This window comes from Streptomyces sp. NPDC002884, from assembly GCF_040295245.1.
In the GTDB taxonomy this organism is placed as follows: Bacteria; Actinomycetota; Actinomycetes; order Streptomycetales; family Streptomycetaceae; genus Streptomyces.
Genome location: NZ_JBEOVB010000051.1, coordinates 20,144 through 37,235 on the forward strand (window position 1 = coordinate 20,144; position 17,092 = coordinate 37,235).

The window sequence follows — 17,092 nt, forward strand, 5'->3', positions numbered from 1 at the left end:
GGAGGCCGCACGGGACGATCGTCATGTTCCGTGTGTCCTGCCCTTCCGCCTGCGGATCCCGACCTGGTGTCGCGCACAGGCGGATACCCCCGAACCTCCCCACCATGCACACACCCGTCAAGATCGGGGAGCGACGCGCTGGCGCAGCCGGATGCCCACGATGCAGGTGTCGTCGTCCGTGTCCGACCTGCTGTAGGTCAGCAGGCGGTCCAGCTGCTTGTCCAGTGTCGGCGCCACCGCGCGCGCCTGCACCAGCAACTGGGCCAGCGACTCCTCCACGGACCGGTCGCGCCGCTCGATCAGGCCGTCGGTGTACATCAGCAGGGTGTCGTCGGCCGCCAGCTGGACCTCCTCCTCCTCGTACACCGCCTCCGGTACGACGCCCAGCAGCATCCCCTTCAGCAGGGGCAGCGGCGCCGCCTCGGCGTCCCGCACCAGCACCGGCGGCAGATGGCCCGCCCTCGCCCAGCGCAGGGTGTGCCGGGAGGGGTCGTACAGGCCGCACACGGCCGTGGCCGTGATGGAACCCGTCAGATGGTGGGCGACGATGTTGAGCCAGGACAGCAGCTGACCGGGCCCCGCCCCGGTCACCGCCAGGCCCCGCAGCGCGTTGCGCAGCACCACCATGCTGGTCGCCGCCTCGATGCCGTGCCCGGCGACGTCGCCCACGCACAGCATCACCAGCCCGGAGGGCAGCACGACGGCGTCGTACCAGTCGCCGCCCACCAGCTGCTCCTCCTCGGCCGGCCGGTAACGCACCGCCACCTGGAGCCCGGGGGCCTCCAGGGGCGCTCGGGCGGGCGGCATGATGGCGTGCTGGAGCTGGAGGGCCAGCCGGCTGCGCTCGCTGGCGTGCTGCTCGCTCTGCGCGAGCTGGTCGCGGGTGGCGGCGAGCGCCACCTCCGTCCAGTGCTGCGAGGAGATGTCCTGGTACGCGCCGCGCACGGCGACCAGCCGCTCGTCGGTGTCGAGCACCGGCTCGGCGACGATCCGCATGTGCCGGGTCACCCCGTCCGGCCGCTGCAGCCGGAAGGCGGCGGAAGCCGGACGGCGCCGGTGCAGCAGCGTGCGCAGCAGCCGGCCGACGACGACCGCGTCGTCGGGATGGGTGTGCGCCGCCAGGTCCTCCAGCGGCACCGGCGGACTCGACTCGGGCCGCCCGTACAGGGTGAACAGCTGCCCGTTCCAGGTGGTCTCGCCGGTGAGCAGGTCCTCCTCGAAGCCGCCGATGCGGCCGAGGCGCTGGGCGTTCTGCAACAGGCTGGCCAGGCGCGCCGTCTCGTCCTCGATCCGCCAGATCAGCAGCACACAGCTGCCGTGCCGGCTGATGCTGAGGTCCGCGACCGCGGCCAGCGGCACCTCGCCGACCAGCGCGGTCAGACTCATCCGGCGCGCCCGGAACGGCTCGCCGGTGGCGTGCACGCGCTCGATCCGCTGGAACAGGTCACCGCCTCCGGCGGCCATCGGATAGGCCTCGAGCAGCAGGGCCCCGTTGACCACGGCGCGGGGCCGGCCCGCCGGGTCGAGGAATCGGTCGTTGACGTGCTGGATGCGGAAGTCCACCAGCTTCCCCGCCGCGTCGACGTGCGGCACCAGGACCAGGGCCGGGTCGTGCAGCCCGTCCGTCAGGTCCATCAGCTCCGCCGCGTCCGGCAGGACGAGCGGCTCCTGGCCGGGGGCCCGGACCTGCGCGTACGTCTGGAGCGTGTGGGCGCACAGGTCCGCCAGGGCCTCCACCTGGCGCACCACCTGGGGTGGCTGCCGGTCCAGCGGGGCCGGCCAGGCGATCTCCAGGATCCCGTCCACGCGTCCGGCGCTGCCGGCGGGCACGGCCGCCCGGCCGCCGTCCGGGTGCAGATGGCGGCCGATGGTGGGCAGTCCGGTCCGCGCCAGCGACTCGATCCACTGGGTCGCCCCCTCGGTCAGGGCGCAGCGGGCCACCGTGGCCACGTCCGGCGGCACGTACCGCCAGCGCTCGGCCTCGCCGGGGGAGAACCCCGCGCTGCCGGCGAGGCTCAGCGAACCGTCGGAGCCCGCCGCCCAGATCGCCACGGCGACCGCGCCCAGCGGGCCCAGCGCGTGCTGGAGCAGGGAGTCGGCGACGGCCTGGGTGTCGTGCGCCGCCGCCAGCGCCCCGCTCTCGGCGGCTCGCAGCCGCACGGCCGCCGACTGCTCAGCGGGATGCTCCGGGTCTCCGACGGCCGCCAGGAAGGCCTGCGTCACCTCGGACACCCGGTCCTTGGCCGCCTGGTTGATGACGTCCACCGCGAACTCCAGCGGACTCAGGCCGGACTGCCCGGCCAGCACGGTCAGCTGCTGGGCCGCCTCGCTCGGCCCACAGCCGAGGCGTTCCACCAGGATGCCCTTGGCGAGTTCGACCAGGGCGCGCCCGTCGGCCTCCGCCTGGGCCGCCATGACCTCCCGGCGCAGCCGGTCCACGGTGGCGGCGAGCCGGCCCACGGGTGAGGGCGTGCCGGCGCCCTCCGGCTCCGGCAGGACCACGCCCTTCCCGGGTCCGGGGTGCTCCCCGGTCGGTGCGGGCAGGGCCCGGCCCCCGCCGGGTGTGGTGGGCTGTGCGGGAATGCTCACGGTGTGCGGACTCCTCGGCTGGGACGCCTGGTGGCTCGGGCGGGGCGAACGTCCTCAGACGGTCAGCCAGCGTCGGACGCAGGACATGAGGTCATGGGTGTCGACGGGCTTGGTGACGTAGTCGCTGGCACCCGAGTCCAGGCTCTTCTCCCGGTCCCCGGGCATCGCCTTCGCCGTCACCGCGACGATGGGCAGGTCGGCGTACTCGGCCATGCGGCGGATCTCGGCCGTGGCGGTGTACCCGTCCATCTCGGGCATCATCACGTCCATCAGCACCAGCGCGATGTCCGGGTTGTTGCGCAGCGTGTCGATCCCCTCGCGGCCGTTCTCCGCGTGCAGGACGCGGATGCCGTGCAGTTCCAGGATCCCGCTGAGCGCGAACAGGTTGCGCGCGTCGTCGTCGACGACCAGGACCGTCCGGCCCACGACCGCGTCGTCCGGGAGGTGCGGCGCCACGTGCTGCGGCTCGTCCGGCCGGACCAGGGCGAGGACGTCACCCGGCTGCTCGGCGGAGAGATGCAGGGTGATGCGCTCGCGCAGCTCGTCCAGGCTGGACAGGAACTCCATCGGCTTGCCGGCCGCCCGTGACTGGAGGCTCTGCTCCTGGGCCAGGTCCGCGCGGTGCCCGCTGTGCACGAGCACCGGCACCCCCGTCAGCACCGAGTCGTCGTGGAGTGCCTCCAGGAACCGGGACGCCTCCGCGTCGGGCATGCCCAGTTCCAGGACGACGCAGTGGCACGGCTCGGCGGCCAGCGCGCCCGCGGCCTCGTGCGCCCCGACGGCGGTGACGATGTCGACCGGCGCCGCCGACGTGCCGTCGTCCCGGCCGCGTGCCATGTCCGCCACGACGCTCTCGGCGACCAGGGTCAGCAGGCCGCGGGGCCGCTCCTCCACGACCAGCAGCCGACGCGGACGCCGTCCGGCGGTCGCGGTGACCGTGGGCGTACCGGGGGACCCGATGGGGATCGCCGCGAGCGGCCCGGCGAGGGCGCGCTCCACCGGTCGTCCGCCCTCGACGACCTCCTGGAAGTCCCGCCGCGCGACCGGCAGGTAGAGCGTGAAGGTGCTGCCCCGGCCCGGTGTGCTGTCCACGGTGACCGCGCCGCCGAGCAGATGCGCGATCTCCCGGGTGATGGACAGCCCGAGGCCAGTGCCGCCGTACTTGCGGCTGGTCGTGCCGTCCGCCTGCTGGAAGGCGCCGAAGATGGTCTCCAGCTGCTGCTCCGGGATGCCGATGCCGGTGTCCTTCACCCGGAACGCCACCACGGTGCTGCCGCGGACCACGCTGTTCGGCACCTCCTCGTCGGAGGCCGGCTCGATGCGCAGCTCGACACTGCCCTGCTCGGTGAACTTCACCGCGTTGGACAGCAGGTTGCGCAGCACCTGGCGCAGCCGGGAGTCGTCGGTGAGCAGGTCGGCGGGTGCGCCGGTGGCCGTGCGCACCGTGAACTCGAGGCTCTTCTGCGTCGTCATGGGGCGGAAGGTCGCCTCGACGTACTCGATGAGCTGCCGCAGCGACACCTGCTCCGGAGAGACGTCCATCTTGCCGGCCTCGACCTTCGACAGGTCCAGGATGTCGTTGATCAGCTGGAGCAGGTCCGAGCCGGCCGAGTGGATGATGCCCGCGTACTCGACCTGCTTCGGAGTGAGGTTGCGCGAGGGGTTCTGGGCCAGCAACTGGGCCAGGATGAGGAGGCTGTTGAGCGGGGTGCGCAGCTCGTGGCTCATGTTCGCCAGGAACTCCGACTTGTACTTCGACGCCAGGGACAGCTGCTGCGCCCGCGCCTCCAGGTCCTGCCGGGCCTGCTCGATCTGGAGGTTCTTCGCCTCGATGTCGCGGTTCTGCGCCACCAGCAGGGAGGCCTTCTCCTCCAGTTCGGCGTTGGAGTGCTGGAGTTCCTCCTGCTGGGACTGCAACTCGGCGGACCGGGCCTGGAGTTCGGCGGTCAGCCGCTGGGACTCGTCGAGCAGCTCGTCCGTGCGGGCGTTCGCCACGATGGTGTTGACGTTGACGCCGATGGTCACCCTCAGCTGTTCCAGGAAGTCCCGGTGGAACTGGGTGAACGTGCCGACCGACGCCAGTTCGATGACGCCGAGCACCTGCCCCTCGAAGACGATGGGCAGCAGGACCAGGGCGCTGGGCTCCATCTGGCCGAGGCCCGAGGAGATGGTGACGTAACCGGCCGGCAGCTCGTCGACGATGATCGTCCGGCGGCTGCGCGCGGCCTGGCCGACCAGCGAACGGCCGAACGGGATACGGGTGGGACGGTCGTCGTCGGCCGGGTAGCCGTAGGTGCCCACGAGCCGCAGCTCCGGGCCGTTCTCGCCGTCCTCGGCGAGGTGGAAGGCGCCGAACTGGGCCGACACCAGCGGCACCAGCTCGTCCATGATCAGCTCGGCGACCACGGGCAGGTCGCGGTGGCCCTGCATGAGGCCGGAGATACGCGCCAGGTTGGTCTTGAGCCAGTCCTGCTCCTGGTTGGCCCGGGTGGTCTCGCGCAGGGACTCCACCATCGAGTTGATGTTGTCCTTGAGCTCGGCGACCTCGCCGGAGGCGACCACGGTGATCGACCGGGTCAGATCGCCCTCCGCGACGGCGCTCGTGACCCCCGCGATCGCGCGCACCTGCCGGGTCAGGTTCCCGGCCAGCTCGTTGACGTTCTCCGTGAGGCGCTTCCAGGTGCCCGAGACGCCCTCCACCTCGGCCTGGCCGCCGAGACGTCCTTCGGTGCCGACCTCGCGGGCGACGCGGGTGACCTCGTCGGCGAAGGCGGAGAGCTGGTCGACCATCGTGTTGATGGTCGTCTTGAGTTCGAGGATCTCGCCGCGGGCGTCCACGTCGATCTTCTTCGACAGGTCGCCGCGGGCCACCGCCGTGGTCACCAGCGCGATGTTGCGGACCTGGCCGGTGAGGTTGTTGGCCATCGAGTTGACGTTGTCGGTGAGGTCCTTCCAGGTGCCGGCCACGTTCGGCACCTGCGCCTGGCCGCCGAGCCGTCCCTCGGTGCCGACCTCGCGGGCCACCCGGGTCACCTCGTCGGCGAACGCGGACAACGTGTCCACCATCGTGTTGATGACGTCCGCCAGCGCGGCGACCTCGCCCTTGGCCTCGACGGTGATCTTCTGCGAGAGGTCGCCGCGGGCCACGGCGGTGGCGACCTGGGCGATGGAGCGCACCTGGCCCGTCAGGTTCGACGCCATGACGTTGACGTTGTCGGTCAGGTCCTTCCAGGTGCCCGACACCCCGCGCACGGTGGCCTGCCCGCCCAGGTTGCCGGCCGTGCCGACCTCGCGGGCGACGCGGGTGACCTCGTCGGCGAAGGCGGAGAGCTGGTCGACCATCGTGTTGATGGTGTTCTTGAGTTCGAGGATCTCGCCGCGGGCGTCGACGGTGATCTTCTGGGAGAGGTCGCCCTTGGCCACCGCGGTCGCCACCTGGGCGACGTTGCGGACCTGGTTGGTGAGGTTTCCGGCCATGAAGTTGACCGAATCGGTGAGGTCCCGCCAGGTGCCCTTGACCCCCTTGACGTCGGCCTGGCCGCCGAGGCGTCCTTCGGTGCCGACCTCGCGGGCGACGCGGGTGACCTCGTCGGCGAAGGCGGAGAGCTGGTCGACCATCGTGTTGATGGTGTTCTTGAGTTCGAGGATCTCGCCGCGGGCGTCGACGGTGATCTTCTGGGAGAGGTCGCCCTTGGCCACCGCCGTCGTCACCTGGGCGACGTTGCGGACCTGGTTGGTGAGGTTTCCGGCCATGAAGTTGACCGAATCGGTGAGGTCCCGCCACACGCCGGCGACTCCGGGCACCTGTGCCTGGCCGCCGAGGCGTCCTTCGGTGCCGACCTCGCGGGCGACGCGGGTGACCTCGTCGGCGAAGGCGGACAGCTGGTCGACCATCGTGTTGACGGTCTCCTTCAGCTGAAGGATCTCGCCCCGGGCCGGCACGTCGATCTTCTGGGAGAGGTCGCCCTTGGCGACCGCGGTCGCCACCTGGGCGATGTCGCGCACCTGGGTCGTCAGGTTGCCCGCCATGGCGTTGACGGAGTCCGTCAGGTCGGCCCAGGTCCCGGAGACCCCGGGCACCTCCGCCTGACCGCCCAGAGTGCCCTCCGTGCCCACCTCCCGGGCCACCCGGGTGACCTCGGAGGTGAAGACGGACAGCTGGTCGACCATGCCGTTGAAAACGGTGGCGATGTCACCCAGCAGGCCGTCGCCGTCGGTGGGCAACCGGGTACCGAAGTCCCCGTCCCGTACGGCCGTGAGGCCGGCCAGGAGCTGCCTGAGCTCGTGGTCGCCGGGAACCGCGTCCAAGGACTCGGTCGCGTTGCTGGTCATGCCTACCCTCGTTCCGCTCCCCAGGAGCCCCCGGGCGGGGACTCGTCACCGGGCGGCCCAGGTGGACGGCCCCGCGTTCGTGCGTGGATTTCCGCAGTTCACGGATGTGCGCGATGAGAGAAATCCGCCGCAGGCTAACCCACTGGAGTGCGGTGCAACAAAGCCTCACGTCACCTCGCGCACACAGGATTTCCAAAAGACGGGCACCATGCATACACGAACGGAAACAGGGTAGTCGGACAGCTTTTGCCCGGGACGGCTGCAGCCGTCCCGGGCAGAGTTCACGACCGGATGTCCGGGGTCAGGCGACCTCGGATCCCAGCAGACCGGTCCGCAGCCGCTGCACCATGCGGCTGATCAGCCGGGACACATGCATCTGGGAGATGCCGAGCTCCTTGCCGATCTCCGCCTGCGTCCGCTCCTCGACGAACCGCATATGGATGATCCGCCGCTCCCGATCGTCGAGTTCGGCGATGAGCGGCGCCAGCGAGTGGAAGTCCTCGACCAGCTCCAGCGCCGGCTCCTCGGCGCCGAGGAAGTCGGCCAGCACGGACTCGCCGTCCGCGCCGCCGTCGGAGGTCAGGGCCGCGTCGAGGGAGGCGGACGTGTAGCCGTTGGAGGCCTTGCGCGCCTCGATGACCTCCTCCTCCGACAGCGACATCAGCTGCGACAGCTCACGCGTGGTGGGCATGCGGCCCAGCCGCGTCTGCAGCTCCTCGGTGGCCTTGGCCAGCTCGACCCGGGCCTCCTGGAGCCTGCGCGGCACGTGCACGGCCCAGCTCGTGTCCCGGAAGAAGCGCTTGATCTCGCCGACGATGTACGGAATGGCGAACGAGGTGAACTCGACCTCACGGGTCAGCTCGAACCGGTCGATGGCCTTGATCAGACCGATCGTGCCGACCTGGACGATGTCCTCCATGGAGTCCCCGCGGCCGCGGAAGCGGGAAGCCGCGTACCGCACCAGGGAGAGGTTCATCTCGATCAGGGTGTTGCGCACGTACTGGTGCTCGTGGGTGCCCTCTTCCACGACGGCCAGCCGGTCGAAGAAGCGGCGCGAGAGCTCCCGCGCGTCCTTCGGGCTCACCTCGGTGGGCATCTCGATGAGTGGAACCCCTCCTTGCGGGCTCTCCGCGCCCGCCCGCACTGCCGTGGCCGTCGCTGCGTGTGCCGTCACGGCATTCATGCCGTTCACTCCGTTCGTCGAGCCCGTCGATGACGAAGTCCGCCTTCCCCGGGTTCCGGATCTCATGCCGGGTGTTCCGCACAGAGTTTTCCAACTGGTGCCGATACCCACTCTCTTCGGTCAGGAACGGACAGACGTGCCCCGAATGCGGGCGCCGTGGGCGGGTAATGGCAGCTGTGGAGCACGAGAAGGGAGCAGTGTGACCATCGACGGAATCTGGTCGTACACGCCGGACAGTGGACACGCCGAAGGACAGGACCTGACCGACTACGCCGTCATGACGGCCGACGGCACCCTCGGCCATGTGGAACGCGAGGCCGACCCGCTCGGAATGCGGCACCTGGTCGTCGACACGGGAGTGTGGCTCTTCGGCAGGAGCGCCGTCGTCCCGGCCGGCGTCGTGACGGACGTCGACCACGCGGAGCGCAAGCTGACCCTGGGCTGTACCGGGGACGAGGTGAAGGACGCACCCCGCTTCCGCACCGACAGCGAGACGACGGACCCGGCGTACCTCACCGCCGTCGGCGACCACTACCGCCGGCTGACACCTCGGGGAACGCCATCGGTATGAGGGAAGAGGGGCTCACCTCCGCGCGCTCGGCGCCCGTCCGGGCGACGCCGGGGACTTCGGTGAAGACGTCCGCGGCGGCCCGGGCCCACGCCCGCGCGGTGGTGGACGCCCGGTGGAACCGCTCCGCCCGGCCGGCGCGCGAGGAGGACGTCATCGACCTGCTGCTCGTCGTCTCGGAGCTGGTGGCCAACGCCCTCCGGCACGGGGGCGGACTGGCCGGGTTCGACATGACGCCGGTGCGGGACGGGGTCCGGGTGGCCGTGCACGACTACAGCGACGCGGTGCCCGCCGCGGTGGGCGGACCGGGCTCCCGTCCGGCCGGCCACCGCGTGGGCGGCTACGGCTGGCCGCTGGTCGTCCGCCTGGCCGGGGACGTCGCCATCGAGAAGCGGGCCGGCGGCGGGAAGACGATCAGTGTGTTCCTGCCGATCCGGACCGCCGACCGGCCGGCCTGACAGGACGGGCGGGACGGTGCGTCCCGCCTCCGCCGCCCCGGCGGATCACCACGGCAGGAAGACGTGCACGTCCTTGCCCGCGCCCTGCCCCGCCTCGTTCGGCACCACGCTGACCTGACTGCACAGCGTGTGCACCAGGTACCAGCCGATACCGCCGCCCCCGCTGTCGGGGTGGAACGGCCTGGGAGACGGCGGACTGCTGTTCGTGTCGTGCAGCGTGACGTGCACTCCGTCGAAGGTGGGGCGCAGACGCAGTTCGAAAGGGCCGGGCGCGTACTGGACGGCGTTGGCCGACAGCTCCGTCACGATCAGCACGATGTCGTGCCAGCACTCCGGTGCCGTGGGCGGCACGGTGCGGGCCAGCTCATGAAGGAACTCCTCCGTGGCCAGCCGGGCACCCGTCACGTCCTGGGGCTCACCCGCGAAGCGGGCTGTACGGCTGGGAATCGCCCAGGAGGACAGTGCGTCGTTTCCACGCGGCTCGGTTGCCATGTCGTCAGTGCGGTCCCTCGAGTCTCCGGGACCGTCGTCCTTTCTCGTACGGCTCTCTGGCGTCGCCCCTACAGGGTTCCCGAGGGCTCCCAGGCTACGCGTCCGTCCTCCGACGGCATATGGTCGCGCCGGAACACGACCGCACGGCTCTCCGGCCGCGCGGCGAGTCCGGCCTCGGCCCCGCCTACCGGCCGCCCACCGGTCGGCCGACCGGTTCACCGGAACACGTCGTCGGCGTCGTCCCAGCCGAGCACCTCCTCCGGTGCGCTCTGCCGGGGCAGCCGCGCCCGGGCCTGGTACATCGCCTCGATCTCCGCCGCGTAGTGCGCCACGATCGAGTCGCGGCGCAGCTTCATCGAGGGCGTGAGCAGGCCGTTGGCCTGGTCGAACGGCTGCGGCAGGATGCGGAAGGCACGGATCGACTCCGAGCGGGACACCGTGCTGTTGGCGGCGGCCACCGCCCGTCCGATCTCCTCCCGCAGGGCGTTCTCCTCCCGAGCCTCCCGGCTCTGGGTGTCGCCGTGCAGCATCAGGTTCCCGCGCCAGTGCGCCAGGAAGTCCGGGTCCAGGGTGATCAGCGCGCCCACACAGGGCCGGTTGTCACCCACGACCACGGCCTGATGGACGAGCGGATGCATCCGCAACCGCTGCTCCAGCGAGGCGGGCGCCACACTCTTGCCGCTGCTGGTGATGATGACGTCCTTCTTGCGGCCGGTGATCGTGAGGTAGCCGTCGGAGTCCAGGAACCCCAGGTCACCGGTGGCCAGCCAGCCGCCCCAGAGCGCGGCCCGCGTCGCGGCGTCGTCGTTGACGTAGCCCTGGAACACCGACGGGCCGCGCACCAGGATCTCCCCGTCGTCGGCCACCCGGATGTCCATGCCCGGCAGGGCCTGTCCGACGGTGCCCGTCTTCTCCCGGCCGAGCGGCTGCATCGTGATCCCGCCGCTGGTCTCGGTCAGGCCGTACCCGTCGTGCACATAGATGCCGATGCCCTCGAAGAACAGGGACAGATCGCGGTGGAGCGGGGAGCCGCCCGAGGTGGCGCGGTGGACGCGGCCGCCGAGCGCGGCCCGGAGTCTGCGGTACACCGTCCGCTCGAACAGGGCGTGCTGGATCCGCAGGTCGAGACCGGGTCCCGAGCCGCGGCCCAGCCGCTGCCGCTCGACGGCGGCCGCGAAGTCCCGGGCCGTCTCCGCCGCCCGCTCGAACAGGGCGCCGCGGCCTGCCTCCTGGGCCGCCCGCAGGAAGTTCTTGTAGATCTTCTCGAACACCGACGGCACCGCGTACAGATACGTCGGACGGAAGGTGCGCAGCGACTCCGCGAGCGCGTCCGCGCCGATGTCGGGTTCGTGGCCCATCAGGATGCCGCCGCGCAGACACAGACCCTGGATCATCAGCCCGTACACGTGGGAGAACGGCAGGAAGGCGAGGACGCTCGGCTGCCGGCCGGCCGGCGCGGCGGTGTGCCCCCAGCCCGCCAGCAGCGTGTCGCAGGGGCTGGCCAGGCTGCGGTGGCTCAGCGCGCAGCCCAGGGGCCGCCCCGAGGTCCCGGAGGTGTAGGCGATCACCGCGGTGGAGTCGGGCAGCACGATCCGGCGCAGCGAGTCCACCGTGGTGATCGGCACCAACTCGCCGCGCTGAGCGAGCTGTTCGAACGCCCCGGCGTCCAACTGCCAGACGTTGCGCAGCGAGGGCAGGGCCGCGCACACCGATCCCACGGTCATGACGCTCTGTTCGTCCTCGACGACGACGCCCACACAGTTCGCGTCCCGCAGGATCCACTCGACCTGCTCGCGCGAGGAGGTCGGATAGACGGGGACGACCTCGGCGCCCACCGCCCACAGCGCGTGGCAGAGGACCGTCCACTCGTACCGGGTACGCGCCATGATCGCGACGCGGTGGCCGGGCGAGATCCCGGACGCCACGAACCCCTTCGCCAGGTCGATCACCTCGTCCCGCAGCTCGACGGCCGTCACCTCCTCCCAGTCGGAGGAGGCGCCGTCCGGACGGCGGGCGAGCACGGGGAGCGTGGGAGTGCGGGCGGCTGTCTCGAAGACGGTGTCGGCGAGCCCTCCGGTCAGGGGCGTGGTGGCTGGGGGAGCGAGGGCGAAGTCGCGCATGCGCTGCTCCTGAGGTGTACGGGCTGTGACGCCGCCGACGGGAACTGTCATCGACGGTGGTCGAATCTAGCCCAGGTGGGACCGGTTGTGGCCTGGAACGAATAAGTAATCCGCGTTGATGATCTCGTTCCGGCGGCTCCCGGCGCTTCCGACGGCCCACCGCCGGTGAAGTCGGCGCTTCGGGGGGCCCGGAGAGCCTGCGCCACGCCGATCCCGCCCCTGGAACCGGGCGGCGCAGCCACGGCGGGCGGCCTCAGGTCTGGGTGTGCTCCACGCAGGTGGTGACCACCTCGCGCAGACTGCCGGTGCGCTCCCACACCTCGCGCTGGATCCGCGAACCGTTGCCGTGCCGCAGCAGCTCCGCGCAGGACGCACGGGCCCGCTCCAGGTCGCCGCTGTCCGCCAGCGCGTCCTCGACATGCTCCAGCAGAGCGCCCACGACCGTCCCGGCGGGCATGGGCCGCAGGGACGCGGGGTGCAGCAGGTCCTCGGTCAGCCCCGAGCGGGCGGCCCGCCAGCCGGCCAGCCGGAGCAGGCTCACGCTGTGGTCCAGCGGCTCCCGGCCGGCCTCCGCGTCACGGGCGGCCGTCTCGACGAGCCCCCGCACCAGCGTGGCGATCAGCACCGCGGTGTCCGCGTGCAGACAGACGTCCGCCACCCGCACCTCCACCGTCGGATAGCGCGCCGACAGCCGGGCATCGAAGTAGACCATGCCCTCGTCGAGGATCGTGCCCGTGGCCACCATGTCCGCCACCCGCCGGTGGTACCGGTCCGCCGACCCGAACAGCTCGGTCGGGCCGGCCGACGGCCAGCGCTGCCACACCCGGCTGCGGTAGCTGCTGTAGTCCGTCTCCACTCCCTGCCAGAACGGCGAGTTGGCACTCAGCGCCGTCAGCACCGACAGCCAGGGCCGGATCCGGTCGACGACCGCGACGCCCTCCTCGTCCGAGTCGACGGACACATGGACATGGCAGCCGCACACCAGCTGCTCACGCGTCGCGATGCCGAACTGCTCCGCCATCCACTGGTAGCGCCGGTTCATGCTGACGGACGGGCGCACCGGCAACGGGGACGTGGCGAGCGCGGCGACCGCGCACCCGGCCTCCCGCGCGTGCCGGGCCGCCTCCCCGCGTATGCGGACGATCTCCGCGCCGAGTTCGCCCATGCCCGACTGCGGGTGGGTGTTGAACTCGAGCATCTGGTTGTGCAGTTCCTTCTCGAAGACGTCCTCCTCCGCCCCGCGCCGGGTGGCGCGGGCGAGGACGGCGGCGGACAGGGCCTGGGGCTCCCCGGTCTCCGGATCGACCAGGAGGAGCTCTTCCTCCACTCCGACGGTGCGCACGGGATGTGGCCTCTCTCTGGCGGGTGGTACGCACCCGAATGCCCCGTCCGGGGCTGTTCACACGGCCGACGGCGCCAGCCACACCGTGGCCAGGGGCGGCAGGGCGAGAGCGATTCCTCCGTCCCGCACCGCGACGGGGGCCGGGTGGACGACACCGCTGCCGCCGTAGCACCCGGCGTCGGTGTTGAGCAGCTCGCGCCAGGCCGGCACCCCGTCGGGCACGGCGAGCCGGTAGTCGTGGCGCACGACCGGGGAGAAGTTGCTGACGGCGAGCAGCGGAGCGCCGTGGGCGTCGTGGCGCAGGAAGGCGAAGACGTTGTCCTCCGCCGCGTCCCCGACCACCCACCGGAAACCGGCCGGATCGGTGTCCCGCTCCCACAGGGCCGGGGTGGCCCGGTAGACCGTGTTGAGGTCACGCACCAGGTCCCGCACCCCCCGGTGATCACCCGCGGACGCGTACCCCGGGTCCAGCAGCCACCACTCGGGGCCGTGGGCCTCGGACCACTCCGCGCCCTGGGCGAACTCCTGTCCCATGAAGAGGAGTTGCTTGCCGGGGTGGGCCCACATGAACCCCAGGTACGCGCGGTGGGTGGCGCGCCGCTGCCACCAGTCGCCGGGCATCTTCGACACCAGCGCCTGCTTGCCGTGGACGACCTCGTCGTGGGAGATGGGCAGCACGTAGTTCTCGCTGTAGGCGTACACCATCGAGAAGGTCATCTCGTTGTGGTGGTACTTGCGGTGCACCGGCTCCTTGCCGATGTACTCCAGCGAGTCGTGCATCCAGCCCATGTTCCACTTCAGCCCGAACCCCAGACCGCCGCTGTCGGTCGGCCGGGTCACCCCTTCCCACGCGGTGGACTCCTCCGCGATCGTGACGACCCCCGGGTTGCGGCGGTAGACCGTCGCGTTCATCTCCTGGAGGAACGCCATCGCGTCCAGGTCCTCCCGGCCGCCGAACACGTTGGGCGACCACTGACCGGAGTCCCGCGAGTAGTCGAGGTAGAGCATCGAGGCGACGGCATCCACCCGCAGCCCGTCGACGTGGAACTCCTCGCACCAGTAAGTGGCGTTCGCCACAAGGAAGTTACGGACCTCGACGCGCCCGAAGTCGAACTCGTACGTCCCCCAGTCCGGATGCTCGGCCCGGCGTGAGTCGCCGGGCTCGTACAGCGGTTCCCCGTCGAACCGGCCCAGCGCCCAGTCGTCCTTGGGGAAGTGCGCCGGCACCCAGTCCACGATCACGCCGATGCCGGCCCGGTGCAGGGCGTCCACCAGGAACTTGAAGTCGTCGGGCGTGCCCAGGCGGGAGGCCGGCGCGTAGAACCCGGTGACCTGGTAGCCCCAGGAACCGGAGAACGGATGCTGGGCGACCGGCATGAACTCCACATGCGTGAAGCCGAGGTCGGCGACGTACGGCGGCAGTTCCTCGGCCAGCTCCCGGAACGTCAGCCCCGGTCGCCAGGAGGGCAGATGGACCTCGTACACGGAGAACGGCGCCACATGCACGGGGACGTCGCCCCGGTGCGCCATCCAGTCCTCGTCAGCCCACTCGTAGTGCGAGGCGTGCACGATCGACGCGGTGTCCGGCGGCACCTCCGCACGCCGGGCCATCGGGTCGGCCTTGAGGAAGCGGTGGCCGTGGCGCGAGGTGATCTCGAACTTGTACCGGGCGCCCTCGCCGATCGCGGGCAGGAACAGTTCCCACACCCCGGACGAACCGAGGGACCGCATCGGGAACGCGGTTCCGTCCCAGAAACAGAAGTCCCCGGCGACGCGCACCCCCTGGGCGTTCGGCGCCCACACCGTGAACCGGGTGCCGAGCACGCCCTGGTGGGCCATCGGCTCCGCGCCGAGCGCCTTCCACAGCTCCTCGTGCCGCCCCTCACGGATGAGGTGCAGATCCAGGTCGCCGAGGGCCGGCAGGAAACGGTAGGGGTCGTCCACCTTGTGCTCGGCACCCTCGTACGACACCAGCAGCGTGTACGCGGGCACCGCGTCGAGCGGCAGGAGGACGGAGAACAGACCGTCGCCCTCCGAGACGAGCGGGGTGGGGTCGCCGTCGATCACGACACTCACGGCGTCCGCGAAGGGCCGCAGGGCCCGGAAGACGATCCCGCCCGGCACCGCGTGCGCGCCCAGCAGGGCGTGCGGATCGTGGTGGGCGCCCGCGAGCAGGCGCCCACGGTCGGCCGGATCGAGCGCGGGCGCCGTGCGCGGGCGGGGACCGGCCGACTCGGGCGGAGAGGTGTCACGCAGGGCCACAGGGGTCAGCCTCCTCGGACGGCGAGTCGTTCGATCGCCGCCATGGGTACGGGCAGCCAGTCGGGACGGTTACGGGCCTCGTACAGCACTTCGTACACGGCTCGGTCCGTCTCGTAGGCACGCAGCAGGGCATGCTTCTTGCGGGGGTCCCAGCCCGCGCGGGCCGCGTAGCCGGCGCAGTAGGCCTCCCGGCAGCGGCGCGCCCACTCCGGCCGCCACGGACGGCGCTGGCGGGCGGCGTAGTCGAACGAGCGCAGCATCCCGGCGATGTCCCGGACCGGGGAGTGGGCACTGCGGCGCTCGGCCAGCGGACGGGACGGCTCGCCCTCGAAGTCGATGACGAACCAGTCGCGCCCGGCGCGCAGGACCTGCCCCAGGTGCAGGTCCCCGTGGATGCGCTGGGCGGGCGGGCCGGCGTCGCACACGGAGAGCGCGCCGAAGGCGGTCGTGAGGCCCGGCACGAACGGGCGCAGCGCCGGCACATGGTGCGCGGCCGCCTCCAGCCGCTCGGTCATCGCCGCCGCCGTCCGCCCGTCCTCCGCGTCCGGACCGGCCGGCAGCGCCGCGGCCAGCGCGAGGTGGACGTCCGCCGTGGCCCGCCCCAGCTCCTCGGCCTCCGCCGTGAAGTCCTCCCCGCGGGCGAGCGCCCGCAGCGCCAGCGTCCAGCCGTCCGACGCGTCGGGCAGGAACGGCTGGAGCACGCCGAGGGTCGCCTCCTGCGGATGCGTCGTGCGGAACCAGGCCACCGGTGCGGGCACCCGCCCGCAGCCCTGCCCGGCCAGCGCGACCGGTACCTCCAGATCGGGGTTCACCCCGGGCTGGATACGCCGGAAGATCTTGAGGATGAAGGCGTCCCCGTACACCAGCGAGGTGTTGGACTGTTCGGCCTCCAGCAGCCGCGGGGCGAGCCCGGCGGGCAGGGAGACGGACGGGTCGGACTCGAAGCACAGCGGGCCCAGCGTGCCGGGGTGCCGCATCCGCTCCAGGAGCAGATGCGCCGACCGGGGGTCCTGAAGCGCGTCATGGACCGTCAGTCCGGCCAGTGGCCCGCTCTCCACCCTGCCGATCAGCGCCCGTCCCAGACGCGGCGACAGATGTTCCTGGACGCCGAGGAGCAACTGGTAGCAGTCGCCGGCCGGAGGAGTGCCCCCGGGGGTCGGGACGCCCGACTGGTCGGCGTGCACGAGCAGATGAAGGCAGCCCGGGTACAGCTCGGTCATCGACAGCATGCGCAGGTCGGTGAGGGGCCGGTCCTTGCCGGCGAACCAGCGCTGCCGCGGCAGCCACTCGCACAGCAGCGCGGCGAGCGGCCCGACGGAGCGGACGCCGCTCGCGCTGCTCGGTCGCAGGGGTGCGGTCTTCGTCACGGTGACCCATCCTTTCCCCGGCGCTCGCTCACGGGCGGCGGCCGATCCGGGACGCGGCTCTGGTGAGCCGGAACCAATAGAAGCCGTGTCCCGCGAGGGTGAGCAGGTAGGGCAGTTCACCGATGGCCGGAAAGCGGACCCCGCCGAACAGCTCGACGGGATAGCGGCCGTCGAACCGGCGCAGGTCCAGTTCGGTGGGCTGCGCGGAGCGGGAGAAGTTGTGCACGCACAGCACCACGTCGTCGCCTCCGTCCCCCGCCAGCGGCGCCTCACGGAGGAAGGCGAGGACGGCCGGGTTGGAGGACTGGAGTTCGGTGTAGGTGCCGAGGCCGAAGGCGGGGTTCTGCTTGCGGATCTCGATCATCCGGCGGGTCCAGTG

At 71.6% G+C, this 17,092-nt stretch carries 11 protein-coding genes; 2 read left to right on the forward strand and 9 right to left on the reverse strand.

What is annotated here, in order from left to right; all coding sequences use genetic code 11:
• Positions 1-117 precede the first annotated feature (117 nt).
• The 3 genes from ABT070_RS42965 to ABT070_RS42975 form a co-directional block, all read right to left on the reverse strand.
• Positions 118-2,589: a PP2C family protein-serine/threonine phosphatase gene (locus ABT070_RS42965; protein ID WP_451099833.1), complete on the reverse strand. Its 2,472-nt coding sequence runs from the start codon at positions 2,587-2,589 to the stop codon at positions 118-120.
• 54 nt (positions 2,590-2,643) lie between these two features.
• The gene (locus tag ABT070_RS42970) at positions 2,644-6,921 is read right to left on the reverse strand and encodes a HAMP domain-containing hybrid sensor histidine kinase/response regulator (protein ID WP_351768431.1); all 4,278 of its coding nucleotides are present in this window, start codon (positions 6,919-6,921) and stop codon (positions 2,644-2,646) included.
• A gap of 301 nt (positions 6,922-7,222) precedes the next feature.
• Complete coding sequence (locus ABT070_RS42975; RefSeq protein WP_451099836.1) at positions 7,223-8,104, reverse strand: RNA polymerase sigma factor SigF; 882 nt, start codon at positions 8,102-8,104, stop codon at positions 7,223-7,225.
• 199 nt (positions 8,105-8,303) lie between these two features.
• On the opposite strand from ABT070_RS42975, the gene ABT070_RS42980 reads away from it, so the two are divergent.
• Both ABT070_RS42980 and ABT070_RS42985 read left to right on the forward strand, forming a co-directional pair.
• Positions 8,304-8,675, forward strand: a complete 372-nt coding sequence (locus ABT070_RS42980) for a PRC-barrel domain containing protein (RefSeq protein WP_351768433.1) — start codon at positions 8,304-8,306, stop codon at positions 8,673-8,675.
• Positions 8,672-9,130 carry an ATP-binding protein gene (locus tag ABT070_RS42985; protein WP_351768434.1) on the forward strand — a complete coding sequence of 153 codons (459 nt, stop codon included), beginning with the start codon at positions 8,672-8,674 and terminating at the stop codon, positions 9,128-9,130. Before ABT070_RS42980 ends, ABT070_RS42985 begins: the two co-directional genes overlap by 4 nt.
• 45 nt (positions 9,131-9,175) lie before the next feature.
• Here ABT070_RS42985 and ABT070_RS42990 read toward each other — a convergent pair whose 3' ends face one another.
• The 6 genes from ABT070_RS42990 to ABT070_RS43015 form a co-directional block, all read right to left on the reverse strand.
• Positions 9,176-9,622: an ATP-binding protein gene (locus ABT070_RS42990; RefSeq protein ID WP_351768435.1), complete on the reverse strand. Its 447-nt coding sequence runs from the start codon at positions 9,620-9,622 to the stop codon at positions 9,176-9,178.
• A 215-nt stretch (positions 9,623-9,837) separates the two neighbouring features.
• Positions 9,838-11,742: an AMP-dependent synthetase/ligase gene (locus tag ABT070_RS42995; RefSeq protein WP_351768436.1), complete on the reverse strand. Its 1,905-nt coding sequence runs from the start codon at positions 11,740-11,742 to the stop codon at positions 9,838-9,840.
• A 253-nt stretch (positions 11,743-11,995) separates the two neighbouring features.
• Positions 11,996-13,084 (reverse strand): glutamate--cysteine ligase 2, encoded by a 1,089-nt coding sequence (locus ABT070_RS43000; protein ID WP_351768437.1) that lies wholly within the window; start codon positions 13,082-13,084, stop codon positions 11,996-11,998.
• Positions 13,085-13,141: 57 nt separating this feature from the next.
• Complete coding sequence (gene glgB / locus ABT070_RS43005; RefSeq protein WP_351768438.1) at positions 13,142-15,346, reverse strand: 1,4-alpha-glucan branching enzyme; 2,205 nt, start codon at positions 15,344-15,346, stop codon at positions 13,142-13,144.
• A gap of 5 nt (positions 15,347-15,351) precedes the next feature.
• Complete coding sequence (locus ABT070_RS43010) at positions 15,352-16,713, reverse strand: maltokinase N-terminal cap-like domain-containing protein (protein ID WP_351768439.1); 1,362 nt, start codon at positions 16,711-16,713, stop codon at positions 15,352-15,354.
• Positions 16,714-16,741: 28 nt separating this feature from the next.
• Positions 16,742-17,092 (reverse strand): alpha-glucosidase C-terminal domain-containing protein (locus ABT070_RS43015; RefSeq protein WP_351768440.1); only part of this gene is annotated, 351 nt, incomplete at its 5' end.

Coding starts and splice junctions, on each gene's coding strand:
- ABT070_RS42970 (WP_351768431.1), bottom strand. CDS start 6,921: ATGACCAGCAACGCGACCGAGTCCTTGGACGCGGTTCCCGGCGACCAC.
- ABT070_RS42975 (WP_451099836.1), bottom strand. CDS start 8,104: ATGAATGCCGTGACGGCACACGCAGCGACGGCCACGGCAGTGCGGGCG.
- ABT070_RS42990 (WP_351768435.1), bottom strand. CDS start 9,622: ATGGCAACCGAGCCGCGTGGAAACGACGCACTGTCCTCCTGGGCGATT.
- ABT070_RS42985 (WP_351768434.1), top strand. CDS start 8,672: ATGAGGGAAGAGGGGCTCACCTCCGCGCGCTCGGCGCCCGTCCGGGCG.
- ABT070_RS42995 (WP_351768436.1), bottom strand. CDS start 11,742: ATGCGCGACTTCGCCCTCGCTCCCCCAGCCACCACGCCCCTGACCGGA.